The organism is Pantoea vagans (assembly GCF_001506165.1).
GTDB lineage: Bacteria > Pseudomonadota > Gammaproteobacteria > Enterobacterales > Enterobacteriaceae > Pantoea > Pantoea vagans_C.
This window is the reverse complement of record NZ_CP011427.1, coordinates 2,944,141-2,964,802: the sequence shown is the minus strand read 5'-3', so window position 1 is coordinate 2,964,802 and position 20,662 is coordinate 2,944,141. Positions and strand designations below refer to the sequence as shown.

Below are 20,662 nucleotides of genomic sequence, written 5' to 3'. Positions count from 1 at the left end.
GGATTTTTGTGCCAGAATTAAGGTCAATCGGCGGTTGAAAAGCTACCCAACAAATTTAGCGCCGACAATCATAGTGTTCACAAGGAGACGACATCGATGAAACTCTGGCATGTTATTAGCGGCATTACCCTGGCTGCAGCAATCACGGGCTGTGCCGATCACAGTAAGCCAGTAGCGACCCCAACACTGGGCTCCGCCGTTGCGGGACAGCAGGCCGCCATTGCGCAGCCTAACGTTAGTGGTTCGGTGTATATTCGCCAACGTATTGCGCTGCCGCCGGATGCGGTGCTGACGGTGACGCTGTCTGATGCATCACTGGCTGACGCGCCATCGAAAGTGTTGGCACAGCATGTGGTGCGTACTGAGGGGAAACAGGCGCCATTCCAGTTCGTGCTGCCATTTAATCCGGCAGATATTCAGCCGAACGCACGCATTCTGCTGAGTGCGGCCATCGCCATTGACGGCAAGCTGGCATTTATCACGGACACCGTGAAGCCGGTGATTAATCAGGGCGGGACTAAAGCAGAGCTGTTGCTGGTGCCAGTGACCAATATGGCGATGCAGACGCAGCCTGGCGCGGCAACCACAGTGCCATCCACGTCGCCGACGCAGGTGGTGCCTTCAGCATCGGTGCCTGCGCCAACCAGTATGTAAAAACTGATGGGGACGTGAGAGTGTGCGGACAGGCAACACTGTTACGTAAAGACGCTGTCTCGTCCCTGATCGCTCGGCACACGCCATCCATGGCGTGTGACGCTTTACTCCACAGTGTTGCCTGCCCGCACTTCGAAAATTGTGCGCGCGGTCGAATCAATTTCGCAACGCCTGCGGACATGGGTGTCGCATATTGCACCGCTACGCTTAATACTTCCAACGATACTTACCCAGCTCGATTTCACCCGCATCGCTGACTTCAATGCCTTCGGCTTCTAATGCATCACGTTGACGGAACAAATCATCGCCCTGCAGGGAAATACGGCCGTAGCGATTAATCACCCGGAACCAGGGCAATTTGCTGCCCTTGGGCAAACGGCGGAGCACGCCTCCGACTTGTCGTGCGGCACGCGGGGAACCTGCCAATAGCGCGATATCCCCATAAGTCGCGACTTTGCCTTCAGGAATTGCGGCGATGATTTGCCAGACGCGTTCAGAAAAATTGCTTGTATCGCTCATGCGCATACCTGTTAAGCGAGGAAAGGCTGACTTTATCACGCACAAGGAGAGGAAAGCTGGAGTATTACTGCGCGGTTGTTCAAGAAAACAACGGTCACCCGGCCTGCGCTTGCAATTGCCGGGGGCTTACTTGATAATGCCTGCGCTCTCGAAATGAGGGCTCGTCAATGGGGGCCCTGTTGGTTCTCCCGCAACGCTAACTTGTGAACTCGGTCAGGTCCGGAAGGAAGCAGCCGCAGCAGGCGACGCGTGTGCCGGGATGTAGCTGGCAGGGCCTCCACCATTTCTACTCCCCAAAAAAATCCCAACAATTACAGCGCACAGCATCACGCTGGCACTCCTTTGCCTGGGGATCTCTTCCTGAATAAAACGAAAGCGTAATGTAACGAGTGGCAGTAAAGCGTTAGCGGACGAACTTCCAGACAGAGACCGGCACTTTATCGTAAAGCTTATTCATGGTCAGCTCGGCTAAACGATGATCGGCTGCTGAATAAAATACCGCGAGTTCATTGTCAGATAATTCGTACTTGTTTTTTTCGATCACCCGTTCGAGGGTGTCGATTGAGCGACAACGGCGAAGTCGCATCAAATAATCTGTTTTGGTTAAGGCTTGGTTGCTCATAAATAAACCGGTCTCACTCTGATGCTAAAAGGAATGGCTGGGTTGTTGGAGAAAAGCGCACTCTTCGGCAAACAGATTAAATAAGCGTCTTGCTGAACGTTGCCACCGTTGAAGATCCTGAGTATTGATTCCATAACTACTAAACAGCATAAAGGTATCGTCAAGATATTCATCGATTTGCGTAATCAGCGCTTCATCTTCAACGTGCTTAATTTTGTAATTCATCGTGAAAGACGCGATATGCTCAATCAAATCGTTGAGCTGTAAATTGCTCTCCGAAGTAGGATCATTAACCCAGCCGTGGTGGCTGTCGGTTAGGGTCGCCATACTTTCGTCAAACAGGTTCTCACACAGGAATTTAAGCTGGGCAATATCATGCCGTTTTGGTGAGTATTCGTCCATCTTTTTCCCCTCCAGAGCTTGCACAGTTACCGCAGCGCGGCGAGATTTGGAAAAGCTATCAGGAAGCGATCACGAATAAAATGAATTCAGCGACTCCTTAAATATAATCCACATTCATTAGTTTTGCTCACCTCAATTACCAAATATTACAATTCGTCGGCAGGCGAGGGGCGCGTATTGTCAATCACTGAAAACACCAGCGCGCCGGGCGCTATGTGGAACAAAACTTCTTCACGTTGGGTTGAGGTTTCTTTTAAATCCAGGCAAGGATTAAATAAATCCCACGAAAAATCGTAAAGCATTTTAAATCGATTCTGGTCATGCGGTTGAATAGAAATAATCTTAAAACTGCCAGGAACTAATTGCGCATTTTGAGAATACCACTGTAAATCACCTGCCAGTGCTTCGGCTATTTTGAGAATATTCCCCTGGATAATAGCCTGTAACTTCTCGCAATCGTCCTCATCCACAGCAATATTACAATGAATAATAGACTGCATTCTGCATCCAGTAAAAAAGAAACATGATTCTATCATTGGGGTTCCGCGCCAACTTTGCAATACATCAATAAACAGAATACGCAATCGTTGCGATGGGTTTTTTCACTTAATCAATTCAGGGCCACGGATTAGCGCAGACAAGCAGGGGAATGGTTAACTTTTGAAACACTTTCGACCGGGCGTAGCGAGGGGGCGATCGGATATGATGTTTGTTATGTTATAACATTTTGGTTGTCACCCATGAATCACAGCGGACTACTCTTCTCGCTCGGCGGTCGCCTGATGGTCGCCTTACTGCTCATCGCCTTTTTAGCCTTAGCTATCTATTGGGGAATGCAAAAATGATGCATTTCAACCGATTGCAGGCTGGCTACCAAGGTCAGGCCGTGACGCCGGTGGTGACCGGCGAACTGGCAGCGGGCAGTATGACGGCGCTGGTGGGTGCCAATGGCACTGGAAAATCCACGCTATTAAAAACCATTGCGGGTCTGTTGCCGCCGGTTGCTGGCACCTGTGAAGTTCAGGTTCCGCGCAAAGCATTGGGTTGGTTGCCGCAGCGCAGCGAATTAGAAACGCGTTTTCCTCTCACCGTCTATGAGTTAGTGGCGATGGGCTGCTGGCCGCGCTGTGGTTGGTTCGGCGGCATCAACCGTGCTTTGCGCCTGGAAATCGATGCCGCGCTGGATGCGGTGATGATGCGTGAGTTTGCCGATGCTCAGCCCTCGACGCTTTCTGGCGGTCAGTTGCAGCGCGTACTGTTCGCCCGTTTGATGTTGCAGCAGAGCAAAGTCTGGCTGCTGGATGAGCCTTTTAATGGCATTGATACGCAGACCGTGGCGTTACTGATGTCCATCCTCGAACAGCAACAGAAACTCGGCACGACCTTGCTGGTGGTGCTGCACGACCGCCCATTAGTGGCGCGCCATTTTAACGATGTGTTGTCGCTCGACGATGCAACCTCCGCTCAAACTCCACTGCTGCGTAGGGTGGCTTCGTGACCTTGATTCAACCCTTTATCGAATTTGGTTTTATGCGCCGCGCCCTGGTGGCCTGTGTGGCTTTAGCGCTGAGCGCCACACCGCTCGGCGTCTTTCTTTCATTGCGTCGCATGAGTCTAGTGGGGGATGCGCTATCCCATGCGGTGTTACCCGGCGCGGCGATTGGCTACCTGGTGTCTGGATTATCGCTGGTGGCGATGGGCATCGGTGGACTGATTGCTGGCCTGGCGGTGGCGCTGCTCTCTGGCGCCGTCAGCCGCTATACCCCGCTGAAAGAGGATGCCAGCTTCTCGGGCTTCTATCTCGGCTCGCTGGCCTTGGGCGTCACGCTGGTTTCGCTGCGCGGCTCAAGCGTCGATCTGCTGCACGTGCTGTTTGGTTCGCTGCTGGCGGTCGACAACGCGGCCATCTTATTGGTTGGAGGTATTGCGGCTTTCACCTTACTGATGCTGGCCGTGATTTTTCGTCCGCTGGTGATCGACGCCTTCGATCCTGATTTCCTGCGCGCGCAGGGCAAGTGGAGCGCGCCTGTGGTGCACGGCATCTTTCTGATGCTGGTGGTGCTCAATCTTGTGGCCGGTTTTCAGGTGCTCGGCACGCTGATGTCAGTGGGCTTGATGATGTTACCCGCAACCAGCGCCCGTTTCTGGAGTCGTCATCTGGCCTGCATGCTCGGTATCGCCATGCTGCTGGCGATGGTCGCCGCGCTGGTGGGACTGATCCTTTCCTGGCACTTCTCGCTGCCCGCCGGACCCGCGGTGGTGCTGAGTGCGGCCGTACTGTTTTTGCTTTCTGTTTTGACAGGACCATGTGGTGGCCTGCTGCGCCGCCGATAATCAAACTATAAGGGGATATGAATGAAAAAGTTAACGTTAAGCCTGGCCATTGGCACCCTGTTTATCAGCCCATTGACCATGGCGAAAACGGTCGATGTAGTGGCGAGTTTCACCGTGCTGGCAGATATCGTCAAGCAGGTGGGTGGCGAACATGTCAACGTGAAGTCACTGGTGGGCCCGAACGGCGATCCGCATACCTTTGAACCGACACCGCAAGACAGCCAGGCGTTGTCCAAAGCTAACGTGGTGTTTGTCAGTGGCCTCGGCATGGAAGGCTGGATGGATCGTCTGATCAGCGCGTCAGGTTATAAAGGCACCATCGTCGTGGCATCAAACGGCGTGAACACGCGCAAAATGGAAGAAGACGGCAAAACCGTTACCGATCCTCACGCGTGGAACAGCATGCAGAATGGCGTGATCTACGCGACCAACGTCATGAACGCACTGATTAAAGCCGACCCAGAAGATGCGGCTGATATCCGTAAAAGTGGTGAAAGCTATATTCAACAGCTGCAGAAGCTGGATAGCTGGGCGAAAAGCGAGTTTGCTTCCGTACCAAAAAGCAAACGTAAAGTCCTGACCAGCCACGATGCCTTTGGATACTTTGGTCAGCGCTATGGCGTGAGCTTTATGGCACCGGTTGGTTTCTCAACGGAAGCAGAAGCCAGCGCCAGCGATGTGGCTTCGATCATCAAACAGTTGAAAGCAGAGCACATCAATACCTACTTCATGGAGAATCAGACTGACCCACGTCTGGTGAAACAGATTGCCAGTGAGACTGGCGCACAACCGGGTGGTGAGCTGTATCCAGAAGCGCTGTCCGAAGCAAATGGTCCAGCGGCAACCTATGTTGATGCGTTCAAACATAACGTTGAAACCATTGCCAAAAGCATGAAGTAAAAAAAGGCCGGGGAGCATCCCGGCCAATTATCACGACACTTTCCTACCTTTTTTTCTTTCTTCCCTGAACCGCCTTAAAGCGCGGATTGGTTTTGCAGATCACGTAAATGCGGCCTTTACGGCGCACGACTTTGCAATCCTTGTGGCGGGTCTTGGCAGACCGTAATGAACTTAATACTTGCATGGATGTAACCCCGATTAGTTGCCGCGCGTCAGGAAGCTACCAAAACGCTTATTGAAGCGTGCAGCGCTGCCCTCTTTGGTGAGATCTTTCTGCTTACCGGTGTAATGAACGTGCGACTTGGATGAGACATCCAGCGTCACGTAAGGCAGCACTTCACCTTCGAACTCAATGGTGCGTTCGGTTTTAATGGTGGAGCCGATTTTGAAGTACTCGTCTACCGAGGTGTCATGGAACACCACAGGGCGGTAAAGCGGATGGATATTCGGTTTCATAACTGCGGTCTCATGTAATGTTATACTATAACAATAGTATGAACCTGCAGAGAATTGATTGCAACCGTGATTGCAGTATGGGTATTCATCAGGCAGGAGAGCGCAGCAATAAAAAAGGCCGCTTACGCGGCCTTTTCAACAGGTTAAAACTTAGTGCTTGTGTTCGACCGGATGGCCTTGTTCGATATCCGCTTTGTTCTTACCGAAGCGGCGACGCACCACCACGAAGAACACCGGAACGAAGAAGATGGCCAATGCTGTTGCCGTGACCATACCGCCCATTACGCCGGTACCGACGGCGTTCTGTGCGCCAGAACCGGCACCGGTGCTGATCGCCAGCGGCAGTACACCTAGGATAAAGGCAAGTGAGGTCATCAGAATTGGACGCAGACGCATACGCGCGGCTTCCAGCGTTGACTCCACCAATCCTTTCCCTTCCTTCTCCATCAAATCCTTAGCGAATTCAACGATCAGGATGGCGTTCTTCGCCGACAAGCCGATAGTGGTTAACAGCCCCACCACGAAGTAGACGTCGTTACTGAGTCCGCGCAAGGTGGTGAAGATCAACGCACCGACCACACCGAGCGGTACCACCAGCATAACCGAGAACGGAATCGACCAGCTCTCATACAGCGCCGCCAGACACAGGAACACCACAATCAGCGAGATCGCATACAGGGCAGGGGCCTGGTTACCGGACAGACGTTCCTGATAGGACATACCGGTCCAGTCATAGCCAATTCCGGCAGGCAGTTTACCTGCCAGCTCTTCCATCAGGTTCATGGCATCACCGGAACTCTTGCCTGGTGCAGCCTGGCCGAGGATTTCCATTGATGGCAAGCCGTTATAGCGCTCCAGACGTGGCGAACCGTACTGCCACTTCGCCGAAGAGAAGGCGGAGAACGGCACCATGGTGCCTGAGCTGTTGCGCACGAACCATTTGCTGATGTCGTCTGGCAGCATGCGCGAGTCGGCTTGGCCCATCACGTACACTTTCTTCACACGACCGCGGTCGATAAAGTCGTTAACGTAAGAACCACCCCAACCGGCGCCCAGCGTGGTGTTGATGTCAGACAGCGACACACCTAATGCCTGTGCTTTTTCCTGATCGATAATCAGTTTGTACTGTGGGGTATCTTCCATACCGTTCGGACGCACGCCCACCAACGTATCCGGATGTTGGGCAATCATGCCAAACAACTGGTTACGCGCGGCGGTCAACTTCTCGTGCCCCAGGTTACCCTGGTCAGTCAGCATAAAGTCGAAGCCGGTGGCGTTACCCAGTTCGATAATCGCTGGCAGGTTGAACGGGAAGACCATCGCATCTTTAATCTGACCCAGCGCTTTCATTGCACGTCCCGCAATCGCAGGCACTTTCAGACTGGCGTCACCACGCTCATCCCAAGGCTTGAGGCTGACGAACGCAATACCGGTGTTTTGACCACGACCGGCAAAGCCGAAGCCGTTAACGGTAAACACCGAGTTAACGCTGTCTTTCTCTTTGTTCAGGAAGTAATCCGTGACCTGATCCAGCACTTTCTGGGTACGTTCCTGCGTCGCACCAGCAGGCAACTGCGCCTGTGCCAGTAACAGACCCTGATCCTCTTCCGGCAGGAACGAGGTGGGCAGTTTCAGGAACAGGTACGCCATACCGACCACGATCACCAGATAGATCACCAGATAGCGACCGGTGCTGCGAACGATATGACCTACGCTATCAACATAGTGGTTGGTGCTCTTATCGAACAGACGGTTAAACCAGCCGAAGAAACCGGTGGTTTTACCGTGATCGCCTTTCTTAACCGGTTTCAGCATGGTGGCACAGAGTGCTGGCGTCAGAATCAACGCCACCAGGACTGACAGCGCCATGGCCGAAACGATAGTGATTGAGAACTGGCGATAGATAACACCGGTTGAACCGCCGAAGAAGGCCATCGGGATAAATACCGCTGACAGCACCAAGGCGATACCGACCAATGCACCCTGAATCTGCTCCATCGAACGCTTGGTGGCTTCTTTAGGCGGTAAGCCCTCTTCGACCATTACGCGCTCAACGTTCTCGACCACCACGATGGCATCATCCACCAGCAAGCCGATGGCGAGCACCATCCCGAACATCGTCAGGGTGTTTATCGAGTAACCGAAGGCGCTGATGATGGCAAACGTACCCAACAGAACGACCGGCACGGCGATGGTTGGAATCAAGGTCGCGCGGAAGTTCTGCAGGAACAGATACATCACCAGGAACACCAGCACGATTGCTTCAAACAGCGTTTTCACCACTTCAAAGATGGAGATCTTCACAAATGGCGTGGTGTCATACGGATAAACGGTTTTCATACCGGCAGGGAAGAAGGGCTGCAGTTTACCCAGCTCATCTTTCACTGCTTTGGCGGTATCCAGCGCGTTAGCACCGGTGGCCAGCTTAATACCGATACCGGATGCGGGTTTACCGTTGTAACGTGCGATGATCTCGTAGTTTTCACCACCTAGTTCGATCTTCGCGACGTCACGCAGGCGCACCTGTGAGCCATCCTGATTAACCTTCAGCAAGATATTACCGAACTCATCCGTGGATGTCAGACGTGTCTGCGCAATGATCGAGGCGTTCAACTGCTGGCCCGGAACCGGCGGCGTACCACCTAACTGGCCTGCAGCAATCTGGGTGTTCTGGGTCTGCAACGCACTGATGACATCAACCGGTGTCAGTTGATAGTTATTCAGCTTGTGCGGATCAAGCCAGATACGCATCGCATATTGCGCACCAAATACCTGAGTATCACCGACGCCAGGCGTACGGCTGATCGGGTCTTTGATGTTAGAGGCAACATAGTCAGAGATGTCATTCTGCGTCATGTTGTCGTTATCGCTAACAAAACCGGCCACCATCAAGAAGCTGCTAGAGGATTTTTTTACCTGAATCCCCTGTTGCTGAACTTCTTGCGGCAGTAACGGCATCGCCAGTTGCAGTTTGTTCTGCACCTGAACCTGCGCGATATCGGCATCAGTGCCCGACTGGAACGTCAACGTCAGCGTCAGGGTACCTGACGAGTCACTGCTCGACGCCATGTACATCAGGCCATCGATGCCGTTCATGTTTTGTTCGATAACCTGGGTTACCGAATCCTGCAGCGTTTTCGCATCCGCACCCGGATAAGTCGCCTGAATTTCAACTGCCGGTGGCGCAACATTGGGATATTGCTCAATCGGCAAGTTGATAATGGCTAAAGTACCCGCCAGCATGATGATGATGGCGAGCACCCAGGCAAAAATGGGGCGATCAATAAAGAACTTAGCCATGTATCAGTGGCTCCTGTTTAGGACGATGATTTAGCAGACTGTGTTTCCGGTGCTGCTTTGGCATCATCTTTGACTTCTTGTGGTGTCACCTGCGCACCTGGCTTGGCACGCTGAAGACCGACGGTGATCACGCGATCGCCTTCTTTCAGGCCATCCGTCACCAGCCATTTGTCACCAAATGCCTGATTCGCCGTAATATTACGCACTTCAACTTTGTTATCTGCACCCACGACCATCGCTGTTGCCTGACCGGTTGGGGTGCGAGTCACACCTTGTTGCGGAACCAGCAGTGCGCTTGGGTTGGTACCTTCATCCAGACGCGCACGCACAAACATCCCTGGCAGCAGGCGGTGGTCCGGGTTCGGGAAGATGGCACGCAGAGTGATCGAGCCAGTGGTTTCATCCACAGTCACATCAGAGAATTCCAATGTGCCAGGCTGCGTGTATGCGCTACCGTTTTGCATCAGCAGCGTGACGTTGGCTTTGCCGTCATTCTGTTTCAGCTGACCGGCTTCCAGTTCTGCGCGCAAACGCAGGAAATCATCACTGGATTGGGTCACATCGACATACATCGGATCAAGCTGTTGCACGGTCGCCAGGGCGGTGGTTTGTCCGCTGGAAACTAAAGCACCTTCAGTGACTGAAGACTTACCAATGCGTCCGCTGATAGGCGAGGTCACTTTGGTATAGGCCAGATTGATGCGCGCGGTCTCAACGTTTGCTTGTGCAGCCTGAACAGCTGCGGCGGTCTGTGCAGCGGTTGCGGCGGCGGTGTCATAATCCTGCTGGCTGATGTACTTGGTACCCAGCAGCGGCTTATAACGTTTGATGGTCAACTGCGCGACGTGTGCATTGGCTTGTGCCTGTGCTAAATCGCCTTTCGCGCTGTCGTAAGCGGCCTGATAGGTAGCGGGATCGATCTGATACAGGGAAACGCCTGCTTTGATATCCGTACCTTCCTCAAAATTACGCTTCAGAATAATGCCTGAGACCTGAGGGCGCACTTCTGCCACTCGGAAAGCCGACGTACGGCCAGGCAATTCGGTAGTGATCTTCAAGGGCTCGTTTTTTAACGTCACAACACCCACTTCTGGGGGCTGCTGCTGGGCGGCTTGCTGGGATTTATTATCATCACATCCTGTTAACACAAAGCTGCCTGAAAGCATCAGGACGGCCGCCAGAGGGGCTAATCCTCTGTTTTTATTCATAAATAAACCTCTAGTGTCCGATATCAAATGATCAATGGATCACAAACCGATAAACCCATTGCTGCGTTAAAACACGGGTCGTGCTATGGTACATACATTCACAAATGTATGTAAACTTGCCAGTTTGTAAAAAAAGTCCTCTATGGCACGAAAAACCAAAGCGCAAGCACTTGAAACTCGGCATCAAATTCTGGATGCCGCTTTAGCACACTTCTCTGAACACGGTGTGGCTGCCACATCCCTGGCAGATATCGCAACAGCGGCCGGCGTAACGCGCGGTGCTATTTACTGGCATTTTAAAAATAAAGCCGATCTCTTGCATGAAATCTGGCTGCGTTGTGACGCTGGGCTTGATGATGTGGAACTTGAGTATCAGACAAAATACCCGGGCGATCCACTTTCTGTTATCCGTTCGATGTTGATCTATATCCTTGAAGCCACAGCAAAGGATCCACAAAGACGCGCATTAATGGAGATTATCTTCCATAAATGTGAATTTGTTGGCGAAATGTCGACGTTACAGGATATGCGTCAAAGTTTACTGTTGGAGTGTTACGACCGAATTGAATTAGTGCTACGTGAATGTATTGAAGTCGGGCAGTTACCGGCCGGTCTGAATACGCTGCAGTCGGCTCGGCTGATGTGCGGATACATTAATGGCATGATGGAAAACTGGCTGTTCAACCCGCAGGCATTTGATTTGGCTGCGGATGCGCCGCAGCTGGTGGATGCCTTTATCGATATGCTGCGGTTGAGTTCAACGCTTTCAACTCCCCGTTGATGGGCTGGATTCGGTGTCGTCGCGACGGCCTTCAGGCCGCCATCGGATCAGGCGCGCTTAATTTTCTGCTGCCAGCTTCTGTTGATAATCACGCTGTACAATCGCCAGAGCCGCCAGCACGGTAGCGGTTGGCACCTGGTTCTCTTCCAGCAGTTGAATTAAATCCACCGCCAGTTTGATCTCGTCTGATGCTGTTTCCAGTGACATTCTCTCTCCTAAATGCGTAATTTTGCCGCCACCAGCAGCATCAATATTGACCCAATCAGCGCCACAGCAAAGCCCGCAGGATGCAGGGTGCCCAGATCGCCGGTGGTAAAGTAAGTCGCTATATAACCACCGATAAGTGCGCCAATCACCGCCAGCACCAGCGTCGGCACAAAGCCGCCTGGTCGACCGGGAAACATCATGCGTTTTAACCCGCCTGCGGCAATGCCAATCGCAACCCAGAAGATAAGCGTCATGATTTTCCTCCTTATATGGTTGGGGAAAGTATAGAGGAAAGCGGACGCTGATTATCGTGTCGAGGATGACAATTCCAGTTTATGTAGCGCCGAACGACAACGCGCTAAACGCTCGTGCAGCACTTCGACTTCACGGATCAGTTGCTGCTGCACGCTCAGCGTCTCCGCTTTTGCCAGATGCTGTTCGCGCTGTTGAATCATCGCTAACAGCCGGGTTTCATAGCCCAGATACTCTTCACGCTTCTGCTGGCGCGGATCGACGCGTGGACGTTCTCGTGAGGTGCGTAGCTGTTGGCTTTGGCATTCACGCTGTAACGCGGCAATCTGGTCCAGCACCTTCTCCGCCAGCCATTGGCGACGGGCGACATCAGTGTCCACCGCGAACAGTTGCGCGACATTTTGTTCCAGCTCAAGAAGATAGTCGGCTAAACGTGTACCTTTACACCGGAATAACTGTGCGTCGAAACGCGGCTGACGGCATGCACCATCGCGCTGCTGCGCAATCTGCTGGCGCAGTTGATCGACAAGGGTAAGTAAGCGCTGTTGTGCGGGCGGTTGGGGCATCACTCTGATTCCGACTGTGTTAACGTAGCGCAGTTCCGACTTTATCAGGCATCAGGCATGCAGCGAATTTTACTCATCAGCCTCGGTTGGCTAGCGATTGTGCTGGGTATGCTGGGCATTGTATTACCTTTACTGCCCACCACGCCATTTGTGTTGCTGGCGGCATGGTGTTTTGCCCGTTCCTCGCCGCGCTTTCATCACTGGCTGCTGTGGCGCTCACCGTTTGGCCGTTACATTCGCCACTGGCAACAGCATCGCGCGATGCCGCCGGGCGCGAAAGGCCGCGCCATGTTGCTGATTATCGTCACCTTTGCCGTCTCTATCTATGTCGTCAACATGTTGTGGGTGCGGATTATGCTCGGTGTCATGTTGTGCGCGCTGTTACTGTTTATGTGGCGCATTCCGGTAGTGGCAGAAAATGCTGACACGCGCGAATAAGCGCGTCAGGGTTGCATTTAACCGGGTATTTGCATAGATTTGGGCATCTTCGTGCGTGGCTTCCCTGTTTAAATGTCTTCGCTTAACCCGGTCTCCGGGTATTGGCGCTGTCAGAAGCTACGCGTATTAGATATTTTTCCAGGCGTAACACTTATGACCGCAACTGCTCAGCAGCTTGAACTCATCAAAAACAGCATCAAAAGCATTCCTGACTACCCTAAGCCGGGCATCCTGTTCCGCGACGTCACCAGTTTGATGGAAGACCCTCAGGCGTATGCCGCGTCGATCGCCATCCTGGTTGAGCGCTATCGCGACAAAGGCATCACTAAAGTGGTGGGTACGGAAGCGCGTGGCTTCCTGTTTGGTGCACCTGTCGCGTTAGGTTTAGGCGTGGGTTTTGTGCCGGTACGTAAGCCAGGCAAACTGCCGCGTGAGACCTTCAGTGAAAGCTATGAGCTGGAGTACGGCTCTGATGCGCTTGAGTTGCATAAAGATGCGATCAAGCCAGGTGATGTGGTGCTGGTGGTTGACGATCTGCTGGCGACCGGCGGTACGCTGGAAGCCACGGTTAAGCTGATCCGCCGTGCCGGTGGTGAAGTGAAAGATGCCGCCTTCGTGATCAATTTGTTCGATCTGAGCGGTGAAGCACGCCTGACGGCGATGGGTATCGACTGCTTCAGCCTCGTGAATTTCCCCGGTCACTAAGGCCCGTGCGCCGCTCCTGTAGCGGCGCCATTCATTGCGCTCCCTTACCCCGCACTGTGGTACATCCCGCGATAAATCGCGTCGCTACCGAAGATACGCCCTTGCCAATGTGACTTCAGCGCAAAGTATGTCGGGTATAGGCATATCCTGTTGTGGCTGTTAGACTACTGCCCATATAAACAGGGTTTTGCGAAGCTGCATTTTCCCCCTTTGTCTGTGGCGGAACCCGGTTCACTTAGCCGCACCGCTGTGCCAACTCAATAAAATCCAGTGATTGAATCCACATGAGCTATCAGGTACTTGCGCGAAAATGGCGTCCCCAGGCTTTCGCTGACGTAGTCGGTCAGGAACATGTGCTGACTGCGCTGGCCAACGGGCTGTCACTGGGACGAATCCATCATGCTTATCTCTTTTCCGGTACTCGCGGCGTAGGGAAGACCTCGATCGCGCGTCTGCTGGCGAAAGGCCTTAACTGCGAAACCGGCATTACCTCCACGCCTTGTGGTCAATGCGACAACTGCCGTGAAATCGAGCAGGGTCGTTTTGTCGATCTGATTGAGATCGACGCCGCTTCACGCACCAAAGTCGAAGACACGCGCGATCTGCTGGATAACGTGCAGTACGCACCGGCGCGTGGGCGTTTCAAGGTTTACCTGATCGATGAAGTGCACATGCTATCGCGTCACAGCTTCAACGCACTGTTGAAAACGCTGGAAGAGCCGCCTTCGCACGTTAAATTCCTGCTGGCGACTACCGATCCGCAAAAGCTGCCGGTTACTATTCTGTCGCGCTGCCTGCAATTCCATCTGAAAGCGCTGGATGTTGAACAAATTCAGCAGCAGTTGGCGCACGTGTTGCAGCAGGAGCAGATTGCCGCCGAACCGCGCGCACTGCATCTGCTGGCGCGGGCTGCAGACGGCAGTATGCGTGATGCGCTCAGTCTGACCGACCAGGCGATTGCCATGGGGCAGGGCAGCGTCACGCGTGAAACCGTGGCGCAGATGCTGGGCACGCTGGATGATGAGCAGCCGCTGGCGTTAATTGAAGCCTTAGTCGATGGACAGGGCGAGCAAGTGATGGCGCTACTGAACCAGGCGGCCTCGCGTGGCGTGGAGTGGGAAGCGCTGCTGGTGGAGATGCTACGTCTGCTGCACCGCGTGGCGATGGTGCAACTTTTGCCCAGTTCGCTGGGCGAAGATGACCTTAATCAGGCACAGCGCCTGCGCGACTTAGCCCGCGTCTTACCGCCGGCCGATGTTCAGCTCTATTACCAGACCCTGCTGATGGGACGTAAAGACCTGCCGCTGGCGCCGGATCGTCGTTTAGGCGTCGAGATGACGCTGCTGCGTGCGCTGGCTTTCCACCCACAGGCCACCATTGCCGAACCGGTCGCCCGCCCCAGCTTGATTCCGCAGGCCGCGCCACAAGCGCCCGTTGCGCCATCGGCTCAGGCCGCGAAAGCCGCCCCTGCTGCACAGCCGCAGATGGCACCGCCTGTGCACGATGCGCCACCCATGGCCGATGACTACCCGGATATGCCTCCGGCACCCGAACATTTGTCTGACTCCACCAATCAGCTACTTCAGGCGCGAACGCAGCTGCTGCGTCAGGGAGCCGGCAAAGCAAAAAAGAGTGAGCCGGCAGCGCGTTCCGCGCGGCCGGCGAATCCGGCGCTGGAACGTCTCGCCAGTGTCACTGAACGTGTGCAGCAGCGCGCTACAGAACCGGCAGTGAAAACCCCGGCTAAACCGGAAGCGTATCGCTGGAAAGCGCAGCAGACTGTAGAGGTCAAGGCGGAACCCATCGCCACGCCAAAAGCCTTGCGTTCCGCGCTGGAGCATGAGAAAACGCCTGAGCTGGCGCTGCGTCTGGCAGAAGAAGCCCAGCAGCGCGATGCCTGGGCAGCAGAAATTGCCGCACTGACGCTGCCCAAACTGGTGCAGCAAGTGGCGTTAAATGCGTGGAAGGAAGTGGGCGAAACCAGCGTCACACTGCATCTGCGCAGCAGTCAGCGCCATCTGAATTCGGCGTCTGCCAGGCAGGCGCTGGCCGAGGCGCTCAGTCAGTCAGCCGGTCAAACGGTTGAACTGACCATCGTTGAAGACGATAATCCCGCGGTATTGACGCCACTGGAATGGCGTCAGGCCATTTATGAAGAGAAGCTGGTGCAGGCGCGCCAGTCGATCGAAAGCGATACTCATATTCAGACCCTGCGTCGATTCTTCGATGCCGATCTGGATGAAGAGAGTATTCGACCCGTTTGAACACCCGCTGTCGCAGCTTGTTTGCGTGCAGCCCCAGCAGAGAGAGAAGACTATGTTTGGTAAAGGCGGATTGGGCAACCTGATGAAGCAGGCCCAGCAGATGCAAGACAAAATGGCCAAAGTTCAGGAAGAGATCGCCGCGCTGGAAGTGACCGGTGAATCAGGTGCTGGCTTGGTGAAAGTGACCATCAATGGCGCACACAACTGCCGCCGTGTCGAAGTCGATCCTAGCTTGCTGGAAGATGACAAAGACATGCTGGAAGATTTGATCGCAGCTGCGTTTAACGATGCGGCACGTCGCATCGACGAAACGCAGAAAGAGAAGATGGCGTCAGTCTCTTCTGGCATGCAGCTGCCACCTGGCTTCAAGATGCCGTTCTGATGAAAACCAGTCCACTGCTTGAATCTTTGATGGAGTCACTGCGCTGCCTGCCGGGCGTTGGCCCGAAGTCGGCGCAGCGCATGGCTTTTCAGCTGTTGCAGCGCGATCGTAGCGGTGGCATGCGTCTGGCGCAGGCGTTGACCCGTGCCATGTCGGAAATCGGCCACTGCGCCGATTGCCGCACCTTCACCGAGCAGGAAATCTGCACCATTTGCGCCAATCCTCGTCGTCAACAAAACGGTCAGATTTGCGTGGTGGAAAGCCCTGCCGATATCCACGCCATTGAGCAGACCGGCCAGTTTGGCGGCCGCTACTTTGTGCTGATGGGCCATTTGTCACCCTTGGATGGCATTGGTCCGCAGGACATTGGCCTGGATCGGCTGGAGCAGCGGCTGGAGCGTGAAACCCTGACGGAAGTCATCCTCGCCACCAACCCGACGGTGGAAGGGGAAGCCACAGCTAACTACATCGCTGAACTGTGCGGACAATATGGCGTTGATGCCAGCCGCATCGCGCACGGTGTGCCAGTGGGCGGTGAGTTGGAAATGGTCGATGGCACCACGCTGTCGCACTCGCTTGCCGGACGTCACAAGATTAAATTCTAATCACTTGCCGATGTCTTCACGGACATCGGCTTGAATTTCTCCTCATCATCCCCATTTCCTTCTCAACCTATACCCAAAATAATTCAAGATGCAGCCAAAGCGCCTGCGACTTGAAGTATGAAGGGGGTATGATCAACCCTGATTTAGTTGAGGTAGCAATGACCATGAAAGGACAAGAGACGCGTGGCTTCCAGTCAGAGGTAAAACAACTTCTGCACCTGATGATCCACTCCCTCTATTCAAACAAAGAGATTTTCCTGCGTGAGCTGATCTCCAACGCCTCCGATGCCGCCGACAAATTGCGCTTCCGCGCACTGTCTACGCCAGATCTGTATGAAGGCGATGGCGACCTGCGCGTGCGTATCTCGGTCGATAAGGACAATCGCACTCTGACCCTGAGCGACAACGGCATCGGTATGCGTCGTGATGAGGTGATTGAGAACCTCGGCACCATTGCTAAATCGGGCACCAAAGCGTTCCTCGAATCCATGGGCTCCGATCAGGCGAAAGACAGCCAGTTGATCGGCCAGTTTGGCGTGGGCTTCTACTCGGCCTTCATCGTGGCCGATAAAGTCACCGTGCGCACCCGTGCGGCCGGTGCTAAAGCCGATGAAGCGGTGTTCTGGGAATCAGCGGGTGAGGGTGAATATACCCTGGCTGAAATCGAGAAGGCCGATCGCGGTACCGAAATTACGCTGCACTTCCGCGCAGGCGAGGATGATTTCCTTGATGCATGGCGCGTGCGTAATGTGATCAGCAAATACTCCGATCACATCGCCTTGCCGGTTGAGATCGAAACCAAAGACGAAGAGAACGACACCACCACCTGGGAGAAGATCAACAAAGCCCAGGCGCTGTGGACGCGTAACAAGTCAGAAATCAGCGATGAAGAGTACAACGAGTTCTACAAACACATCGCCCATGATTTCAGCGACCCGGCGATCTGGAGCCACAACCGCGTAGAAGGTAAGCAGGAGTACACCAGCCTGCTGTATATTCCGCAGCGTGCGCCGTTCGACATGTTCAACCGCGACAGCAAGCACGGCCTGAAACTCTACGTGCAGCGCGTATTTATCATGGACGATGCCGAGCAGTTCATGCCGAACTATCTGCGCTTCGTGCGTGGCCTGATCGATTCCAACGATCTGCCGCTCAACGTCTCCCGTGAAATCCTGCAGGATAGCCGCGTGACACAAAGCCTGCGAGCCGCGCTGACCAAGCGTAGCCTGCAGATGCTGGAAAAACTGGCAAAGGATGATGCTGAGAAATATCAGCAGTTCTGGAAAGAGTTCGGTCTGGTGCTGAAAGAGGGCCCAGCAGAAGACAACACCAACCAGCAGGCGATTGCCAAGCTGCTGCGTTTTGCCACTACTCAGAGTGAAGGCGCAGAGCAGACTATTTCGCTCGAAGATTACCTGAGCCGTATGGTGGAAGGGCAGGAGAAGATTTACTACATCACCGCGGACAGCTATGCCGCCGCGAAGAGCAGCCCGCATCTGGAACTGTTCCGCAAAAAAGGCATCGAGGTATTGCTGCTGTCCGATCGTATCGACGAGTGGATGATGAGCTACCTGACCGAGTTCGACGGCAAGTCCTTCCAGTCTGTGAGCAAGGCGGATGAATCGCTGAGCAAACTGGCGGATGAAGAGACCGAAGAGCAGAAAGAAGCGGAAAAAGCGCTGGAGCCCTTTGTTGAGCGTGTGAAAACGTTGCTCGGCGAGCGCGTGAAAGAGGTGCGTCTGACGCATCGTCTGACCGACACCCCAGCGATTGTCACCACTGATGCCAATGAAATGACTACTCAGATGGCGAAGCTGTTTGCGGCGGCGGGTCAGGAAGTGCCGGATGTGAAGTACATCTTCGAGATCAACCCCGAGCATACGCTGGTGAAACGTGTGGCGGATACCCACGATGAGGCGCACTTTGCTGAATGGGTTGAGCTGTTGCTGGATCAGGCGTTGCTGGCAGAACGCGGCACGCTGGACGATCCGAACCAGTTTATACGTCGTATGAACCAGCTACTGACGGCGTAATCGGGCGCGATGCTTGACCAGGTCGGCATGAATGCCGACCCTACACAAGCCAGTGCGTTTGGTATGAAATGAATTCGTAGGGTCGTCATTTATGACGACCTTTTTTAATGCAGTGCCTGGTCCCGCAACCAATCCCGGAACAAGGTGATCTCGGCATCATGCTGCCGCGACAGCTTGGTCATCATCCAGGTGGCACGATCCGCGCGCACAAAGCCTAAAGGCGCAATCAGCGTCCCGTCACTCAACTCCTGCCTTACCAGCAAACGCGGTGCCATGATCACACCCAAGCCATTTCTCGCCGCCTGAATCCCTAACGTCAGATTATCGAAATGCTTACCAACCCAAAAATTGCCGCGAGCACCGCTGGTTTTCGCCCATTCCGCCCAGGCGTGCAGGCGCGTATCGGCATGCAGCAACGGCAGCGAAGCCAAATCCTGCTCGCTTTGAAAACGTGCTGCGAACTGAGGCGCACAGAGCGGACCAATGTAATCATCGCTGATCAGCGTGGCATCGATATCCTCATCCGGCGTTTGCTCATAGCTGAGAATCAGCAAATCGGTATGCTCGCTGCGCAGATGGTCGATTTCGCCCAGCGGCTGAAACTGGACTTCGATATCCGGATAGCGTTGATAAAAACTGCTAATACGTGGGATCAGCCATTGCGCGAGGAAACTCGGTGCGCAAGAGACGCTGAGGTGATGGCGCATGCCGGTGCGAATACTTTCGCAGGTCGTCGAGAGTTCACTAAAGGCTTTCTGACAACTCACCAGCAAACGTTCGCCGTGTGAGGTTAATTTGACACGTCCATTGGTGCGCACAAACAGAGGCTTACCCATCCAGCTTTCCAGCTGTCGAATCTGATGACTGATGGCGCTATGAGTCACATGCAGACGCTCGGCCGCAACGCTGAAACTGCTGTGCAGGGCTGCCTGGTGAAAATAGTGCAGTGCACGTAACGACGGAAGCGCGGTCATACTCATCCCCTGTGTAAAAACCTAACAGGGATTGTCAGTTTATATCATTTTAATGTCCAGCCGCATTGGCCTAACCTTTCCCCCAGATTCTGGCGGGTTGACGGAAGGCCTTCTCTGTGTTTAACGCGGCTAATGTGCCCCTCAATTCGCGACCACACACAGCATCATAATAATAGAGAAACCTCTCGCGATGGATCACCAACATGCTACTGCCAGGGCGGCGGCAGCGCGCGATCGACTTCGCGGCTTGCTATCCCGTCATTACCGGCTGGAAAATTACGACCTCTTTTTTGCACCCTCTCTGCATATTGCACGGGTGCTGCTCTCACAGCTATTCCTGCGTCAGGAACAGGCACGCAACCAAACACGCTATGCCTCGCACTATCCCGTTAGCGAACTCAGCGTACTGCCTTCATTACCCATGATGGCCGGCAATATCGCCTTTATTGAGCACGTAGATATGCAACAGGGCCGCGTGCGAACACTGGCTGAGTGCCAAAGCCAGGGCGTGACGGATGCATCCGAATCCTTTGCTACCTTGCTACACAAACGTTTAGTGAGCGATGCGCGTTTGTTTGTGACGCGTCTTGACCGCCACGCGGCATTGAGCAGTGACCTGGTGCTTATCGCCCTGAAAACCAACGATTTCAGTACGCTGGTACGCAGTGAGCTGCGCTTGTTCGAGCAGGGACTGGCGTTTGGTGAGGCGTTGGATCAGGCGCTGATATTAATGGAAAATAGCGACTGGCGGCCGTTTAACATCGCAAGCGTGGATAACATCACACTTGATGCCCCCGTTGAGCTGCAATCGATTCAGCAACACGGGCTGCCGTTCGCGCTGTTCCCGCTACCTGCAGGCCTGAAGCTGGCCGAATTACCGCAGGATATGCAGCTGTTGCCGACTCAGCAGCGTCTGCGGTTGCATGCCAGCGTACGCGGCAGCGTCAATAAGAACCAAAATATGACGCCGACACTGAAAAAACGCCTTAAAGAAGTGTTAAGCCTTAGCCGCAATTCCTAAAAATGGGCGCTCCGCTGGTGTTGGCTGTCAAAGCAGGTC

Annotated in this window: 24 protein-coding genes, 1 other RNA gene and 1 other annotated feature; of the genes, 13 read left to right on the top strand and 12 right to left on the bottom strand. The window is 54.1% G+C overall.

The features are described from left to right. The first annotated feature begins 96 nt into the window (after positions 1 to 96). The gene (locus LK04_RS13895) at positions 97 to 654 is read left to right on the top strand and encodes a YbaY family lipoprotein (RefSeq protein WP_039330083.1); all 558 of its coding nucleotides are present in this window, start codon (positions 97 to 99) and stop codon (positions 652 to 654) included. Between the two features lie 207 nt (positions 655 to 861). Here the strand turns inward: LK04_RS13895 and LK04_RS13890 are convergent, their stop codons facing one another. Then, positions 862 to 1,173 carry an MGMT family protein gene (locus tag LK04_RS13890; protein ID WP_039330084.1) on the bottom strand — a complete coding sequence of 104 codons (312 nt, stop codon included), beginning with the start codon at positions 1,171 to 1,173 and terminating at the stop codon, positions 862 to 864. Positions 1,174 to 1,350: 177 nt separating this feature from the next. Between LK04_RS13890 and ffs the strand changes: the two genes are divergently transcribed. Then, positions 1,351 to 1,447: signal recognition particle sRNA small type (ffs, locus tag LK04_RS13885), an RNA gene on the top strand. Between the two features lie 129 nt (positions 1,448 to 1,576). On the opposite strand, the gene LK04_RS13880 is transcribed toward ffs, so the two are convergent. From LK04_RS13880 to LK04_RS13870, 3 genes are all read right to left on the bottom strand, one after another. Beyond that, entirely contained in the window at positions 1,577 to 1,795 is a 219-nt protein-coding gene (locus LK04_RS13880) for an HHA domain-containing protein (RefSeq protein WP_034828137.1), read from the bottom strand. 24 nt (positions 1,796 to 1,819) lie between these two features. Beyond that, the gene (gene tomB / locus LK04_RS13875; protein WP_021185827.1) at positions 1,820 to 2,197 is read right to left on the bottom strand and encodes an Hha toxicity modulator TomB; all 378 of its coding nucleotides are present in this window, start codon (positions 2,195 to 2,197) and stop codon (positions 1,820 to 1,822) included. Between the two features lie 146 nt (positions 2,198 to 2,343). Further along, positions 2,344 to 2,697 carry a hypothetical protein gene (locus tag LK04_RS13870; protein ID WP_039330085.1) on the bottom strand — a complete coding sequence of 118 codons (354 nt, stop codon included), beginning with the start codon at positions 2,695 to 2,697 and terminating at the stop codon, positions 2,344 to 2,346. A gap of 341 nt (positions 2,698 to 3,038) precedes the next feature. Between LK04_RS13870 and LK04_RS13865 the strand changes: the two genes are divergently transcribed. The 3 genes from LK04_RS13865 to LK04_RS13855 are packed head-to-tail and all read left to right on the top strand — an operon-like array spanning position 3,039 to position 5,431. Then, a complete protein-coding gene (locus LK04_RS13865; protein WP_039330086.1) occupies positions 3,039 to 3,695 on the top strand; it encodes a metal ABC transporter ATP-binding protein in 657 nt (218 codons plus the stop codon). Then, on the top strand, positions 3,692 to 4,531 hold the full coding sequence (locus LK04_RS13860; RefSeq protein WP_039330087.1) for a metal ABC transporter permease: 840 nt from the start codon (positions 3,692 to 3,694) through the stop codon (positions 4,529 to 4,531). The genes LK04_RS13865 and LK04_RS13860 overlap by 4 nt, the downstream gene beginning before the upstream one ends. A gap of 21 nt (positions 4,532 to 4,552) precedes the next feature. After that, positions 4,553 to 5,431 carry a metal ABC transporter substrate-binding protein gene (locus tag LK04_RS13855; protein ID WP_039330088.1) on the top strand — a complete coding sequence of 293 codons (879 nt, stop codon included), beginning with the start codon at positions 4,553 to 4,555 and terminating at the stop codon, positions 5,429 to 5,431. A 43-nt stretch (positions 5,432 to 5,474) separates the two neighbouring features. Here the strand turns inward: LK04_RS13855 and ykgO are convergent, their stop codons facing one another. The 4 genes from ykgO to LK04_RS13840 all read right to left on the bottom strand — a co-directional run bounded on the left by ykgO (position 5,475) and on the right by LK04_RS13840 (position 10,395). Beyond that, a complete protein-coding gene (gene ykgO, locus LK04_RS20180; protein ID WP_008103894.1) occupies positions 5,475 to 5,615 on the bottom strand; it encodes a type B 50S ribosomal protein L36 in 141 nt (46 codons plus the stop codon). Between the two features lie 14 nt (positions 5,616 to 5,629). Then, positions 5,630 to 5,887, bottom strand: a complete 258-nt coding sequence (locus tag LK04_RS13850) for a type B 50S ribosomal protein L31 (protein WP_039330089.1) — start codon at positions 5,885 to 5,887, stop codon at positions 5,630 to 5,632. 150 nt (positions 5,888 to 6,037) lie between these two features. Beyond that, entirely contained in the window at positions 6,038 to 9,187 is a 3,150-nt protein-coding gene (locus LK04_RS13845; protein ID WP_039330090.1) for a multidrug efflux RND transporter permease subunit AcrB, read from the bottom strand. A gap of 17 nt (positions 9,188 to 9,204) precedes the next feature. Then, positions 9,205 to 10,395 carry an efflux RND transporter periplasmic adaptor subunit gene (locus LK04_RS13840; protein WP_039330091.1) on the bottom strand — a complete coding sequence of 397 codons (1,191 nt, stop codon included), beginning with the start codon at positions 10,393 to 10,395 and terminating at the stop codon, positions 9,205 to 9,207. 142 nt (positions 10,396 to 10,537) lie between these two features. Between LK04_RS13840 and acrR the strand changes: the two genes are divergently transcribed. Further along, positions 10,538 to 11,176: a multidrug efflux transporter transcriptional repressor AcrR gene (gene acrR, locus LK04_RS13835; protein ID WP_039330092.1), complete on the top strand. Its 639-nt coding sequence runs from the start codon at positions 10,538 to 10,540 to the stop codon at positions 11,174 to 11,176. Positions 11,177 to 11,233: 57 nt separating this feature from the next. On the opposite strand, the gene rsmS is transcribed toward acrR, so the two are convergent. Genes rsmS through priC form a run of 3 tightly spaced genes read right to left on the bottom strand, consistent with a single transcriptional unit; the run spans position 11,234 to position 12,201 of the window. Then, the gene (gene rsmS, locus LK04_RS20175) at positions 11,234 to 11,383 is read right to left on the bottom strand and encodes a pleiotropic regulatory protein RsmS (RefSeq protein WP_064511454.1); all 150 of its coding nucleotides are present in this window, start codon (positions 11,381 to 11,383) and stop codon (positions 11,234 to 11,236) included. Positions 11,384 to 11,391: 8 nt separating this feature from the next. After that, complete coding sequence (locus LK04_RS13830; protein ID WP_039330093.1) at positions 11,392 to 11,637, bottom strand: GlsB/YeaQ/YmgE family stress response membrane protein; 246 nt, start codon at positions 11,635 to 11,637, stop codon at positions 11,392 to 11,394. Positions 11,638 to 11,688: 51 nt separating this feature from the next. Continuing rightward, positions 11,689 to 12,201, bottom strand: coding sequence for a primosomal replication protein PriC (gene priC / locus LK04_RS13825; RefSeq protein WP_039330094.1), 513 nt, complete (start codon positions 12,199 to 12,201; stop codon positions 11,689 to 11,691). A gap of 57 nt (positions 12,202 to 12,258) precedes the next feature. On the opposite strand from priC, the gene LK04_RS13820 reads away from it, so the two are divergent. The 6 genes from LK04_RS13820 to htpG all read left to right on the top strand — a co-directional run bounded on the left by LK04_RS13820 (position 12,259) and on the right by htpG (position 18,628). Further along, the gene (locus LK04_RS13820; protein WP_039330095.1) at positions 12,259 to 12,639 is read left to right on the top strand and encodes a DUF454 family protein; all 381 of its coding nucleotides are present in this window, start codon (positions 12,259 to 12,261) and stop codon (positions 12,637 to 12,639) included. A gap of 153 nt (positions 12,640 to 12,792) precedes the next feature. Then, positions 12,793 to 13,344 (top strand): adenine phosphoribosyltransferase, encoded by a 552-nt coding sequence (apt, locus tag LK04_RS13815; protein ID WP_039330096.1) that lies wholly within the window; start codon positions 12,793 to 12,795, stop codon positions 13,342 to 13,344. Between the two features lie 284 nt (positions 13,345 to 13,628). Continuing rightward, the gene (gene dnaX, locus LK04_RS13810) at positions 13,629 to 15,608 is read left to right on the top strand and encodes a DNA polymerase III subunit gamma/tau (RefSeq protein ID WP_039330097.1); all 1,980 of its coding nucleotides are present in this window, start codon (positions 13,629 to 13,631) and stop codon (positions 15,606 to 15,608) included. After that, positions 14,950 to 15,011, top strand: a sequence feature (DnaX frameshifting element). Its footprint overlaps the gene before it by 62 nt. 52 nt (positions 15,609 to 15,660) lie before the next feature. Further along, entirely contained in the window at positions 15,661 to 15,990 is a 330-nt protein-coding gene (locus LK04_RS13805; RefSeq protein ID WP_031377860.1) for a YbaB/EbfC family nucleoid-associated protein, read from the top strand. Beyond that, complete coding sequence (gene recR / locus LK04_RS13800; RefSeq protein ID WP_039330098.1) at positions 15,990 to 16,595, top strand: recombination mediator RecR; 606 nt, start codon at positions 15,990 to 15,992, stop codon at positions 16,593 to 16,595. Before LK04_RS13805 ends, recR begins: the two co-directional genes overlap by 1 nt. Positions 16,596 to 16,753: 158 nt before the next feature. Continuing rightward, on the top strand, positions 16,754 to 18,628 hold the full coding sequence (gene htpG, locus LK04_RS13795; RefSeq protein WP_039330105.1) for a molecular chaperone HtpG: 1,875 nt from the start codon (positions 16,754 to 16,756) through the stop codon (positions 18,626 to 18,628). A 104-nt stretch (positions 18,629 to 18,732) separates the two neighbouring features. Here the strand turns inward: htpG and LK04_RS13790 are convergent, their stop codons facing one another. Beyond that, positions 18,733 to 19,602, bottom strand: coding sequence for a LysR substrate-binding domain-containing protein (locus LK04_RS13790; RefSeq protein WP_039330099.1), 870 nt, complete (start codon positions 19,600 to 19,602; stop codon positions 18,733 to 18,735). A gap of 190 nt (positions 19,603 to 19,792) precedes the next feature. Between LK04_RS13790 and LK04_RS13785 the strand changes: the two genes are divergently transcribed. Further along, positions 19,793 to 20,623 (top strand): DUF6024 family protein, encoded by an 831-nt coding sequence (locus LK04_RS13785; protein WP_039330100.1) that lies wholly within the window; start codon positions 19,793 to 19,795, stop codon positions 20,621 to 20,623. The last annotated feature ends 39 nt before the right edge of the window (positions 20,624 to 20,662 follow it).

Coding starts and splice junctions, on each gene's coding strand:
- apt (WP_039330096.1), top strand. CDS start 12,793: ATGACCGCAACTGCTCAGCAGCTTGAACTCATCAAAAACAGCATCAAA.
- LK04_RS13845 (WP_039330090.1), bottom strand. CDS start 9,187: ATGGCTAAGTTCTTTATTGATCGCCCCATTTTTGCCTGGGTGCTCGCC.
- LK04_RS13840 (WP_039330091.1), bottom strand. CDS start 10,395: ATGAATAAAAACAGAGGATTAGCCCCTCTGGCGGCCGTCCTGATGCTT.
- LK04_RS13830 (WP_039330093.1), bottom strand. CDS start 11,637: ATGACGCTTATCTTCTGGGTTGCGATTGGCATTGCCGCAGGCGGGTTA.
- ykgO (WP_008103894.1), bottom strand. CDS start 5,615: ATGCAAGTATTAAGTTCATTACGGTCTGCCAAGACCCGCCACAAGGAT.
- LK04_RS13865 (WP_039330086.1), top strand. CDS start 3,039: ATGATGCATTTCAACCGATTGCAGGCTGGCTACCAAGGTCAGGCCGTG.
- dnaX (WP_039330097.1), top strand. CDS start 13,629: ATGAGCTATCAGGTACTTGCGCGAAAATGGCGTCCCCAGGCTTTCGCT.
- LK04_RS13870 (WP_039330085.1), bottom strand. CDS start 2,697: ATGCAGTCTATTATTCATTGTAATATTGCTGTGGATGAGGACGATTGC.
- LK04_RS13880 (WP_034828137.1), bottom strand. CDS start 1,795: ATGAGCAACCAAGCCTTAACCAAAACAGATTATTTGATGCGACTTCGC.
- rsmS (WP_064511454.1), bottom strand. CDS start 11,383: ATGTCACTGGAAACAGCATCAGACGAGATCAAACTGGCGGTGGATTTA.
- LK04_RS13785 (WP_039330100.1), top strand. CDS start 19,793: ATGGATCACCAACATGCTACTGCCAGGGCGGCGGCAGCGCGCGATCGA.
- htpG (WP_039330105.1), top strand. CDS start 16,754: ATGACCATGAAAGGACAAGAGACGCGTGGCTTCCAGTCAGAGGTAAAA.
- acrR (WP_039330092.1), top strand. CDS start 10,538: ATGGCACGAAAAACCAAAGCGCAAGCACTTGAAACTCGGCATCAAATT.
- LK04_RS13820 (WP_039330095.1), top strand. CDS start 12,259: ATGCAGCGAATTTTACTCATCAGCCTCGGTTGGCTAGCGATTGTGCTG.
- LK04_RS13895 (WP_039330083.1), top strand. CDS start 97: ATGAAACTCTGGCATGTTATTAGCGGCATTACCCTGGCTGCAGCAATC.
- LK04_RS13855 (WP_039330088.1), top strand. CDS start 4,553: ATGAAAAAGTTAACGTTAAGCCTGGCCATTGGCACCCTGTTTATCAGC.
- LK04_RS13805 (WP_031377860.1), top strand. CDS start 15,661: ATGTTTGGTAAAGGCGGATTGGGCAACCTGATGAAGCAGGCCCAGCAG.
- priC (WP_039330094.1), bottom strand. CDS start 12,201: ATGCCCCAACCGCCCGCACAACAGCGCTTACTTACCCTTGTCGATCAA.
- tomB (WP_021185827.1), bottom strand. CDS start 2,197: ATGGACGAATACTCACCAAAACGGCATGATATTGCCCAGCTTAAATTC.
- LK04_RS13850 (WP_039330089.1), bottom strand. CDS start 5,887: ATGAAACCGAATATCCATCCGCTTTACCGCCCTGTGGTGTTCCATGAC.
- LK04_RS13790 (WP_039330099.1), bottom strand. CDS start 19,602: ATGACCGCGCTTCCGTCGTTACGTGCACTGCACTATTTTCACCAGGCA.
- LK04_RS13890 (WP_039330084.1), bottom strand. CDS start 1,173: ATGAGCGATACAAGCAATTTTTCTGAACGCGTCTGGCAAATCATCGCC.
- recR (WP_039330098.1), top strand. CDS start 15,990: ATGAAAACCAGTCCACTGCTTGAATCTTTGATGGAGTCACTGCGCTGC.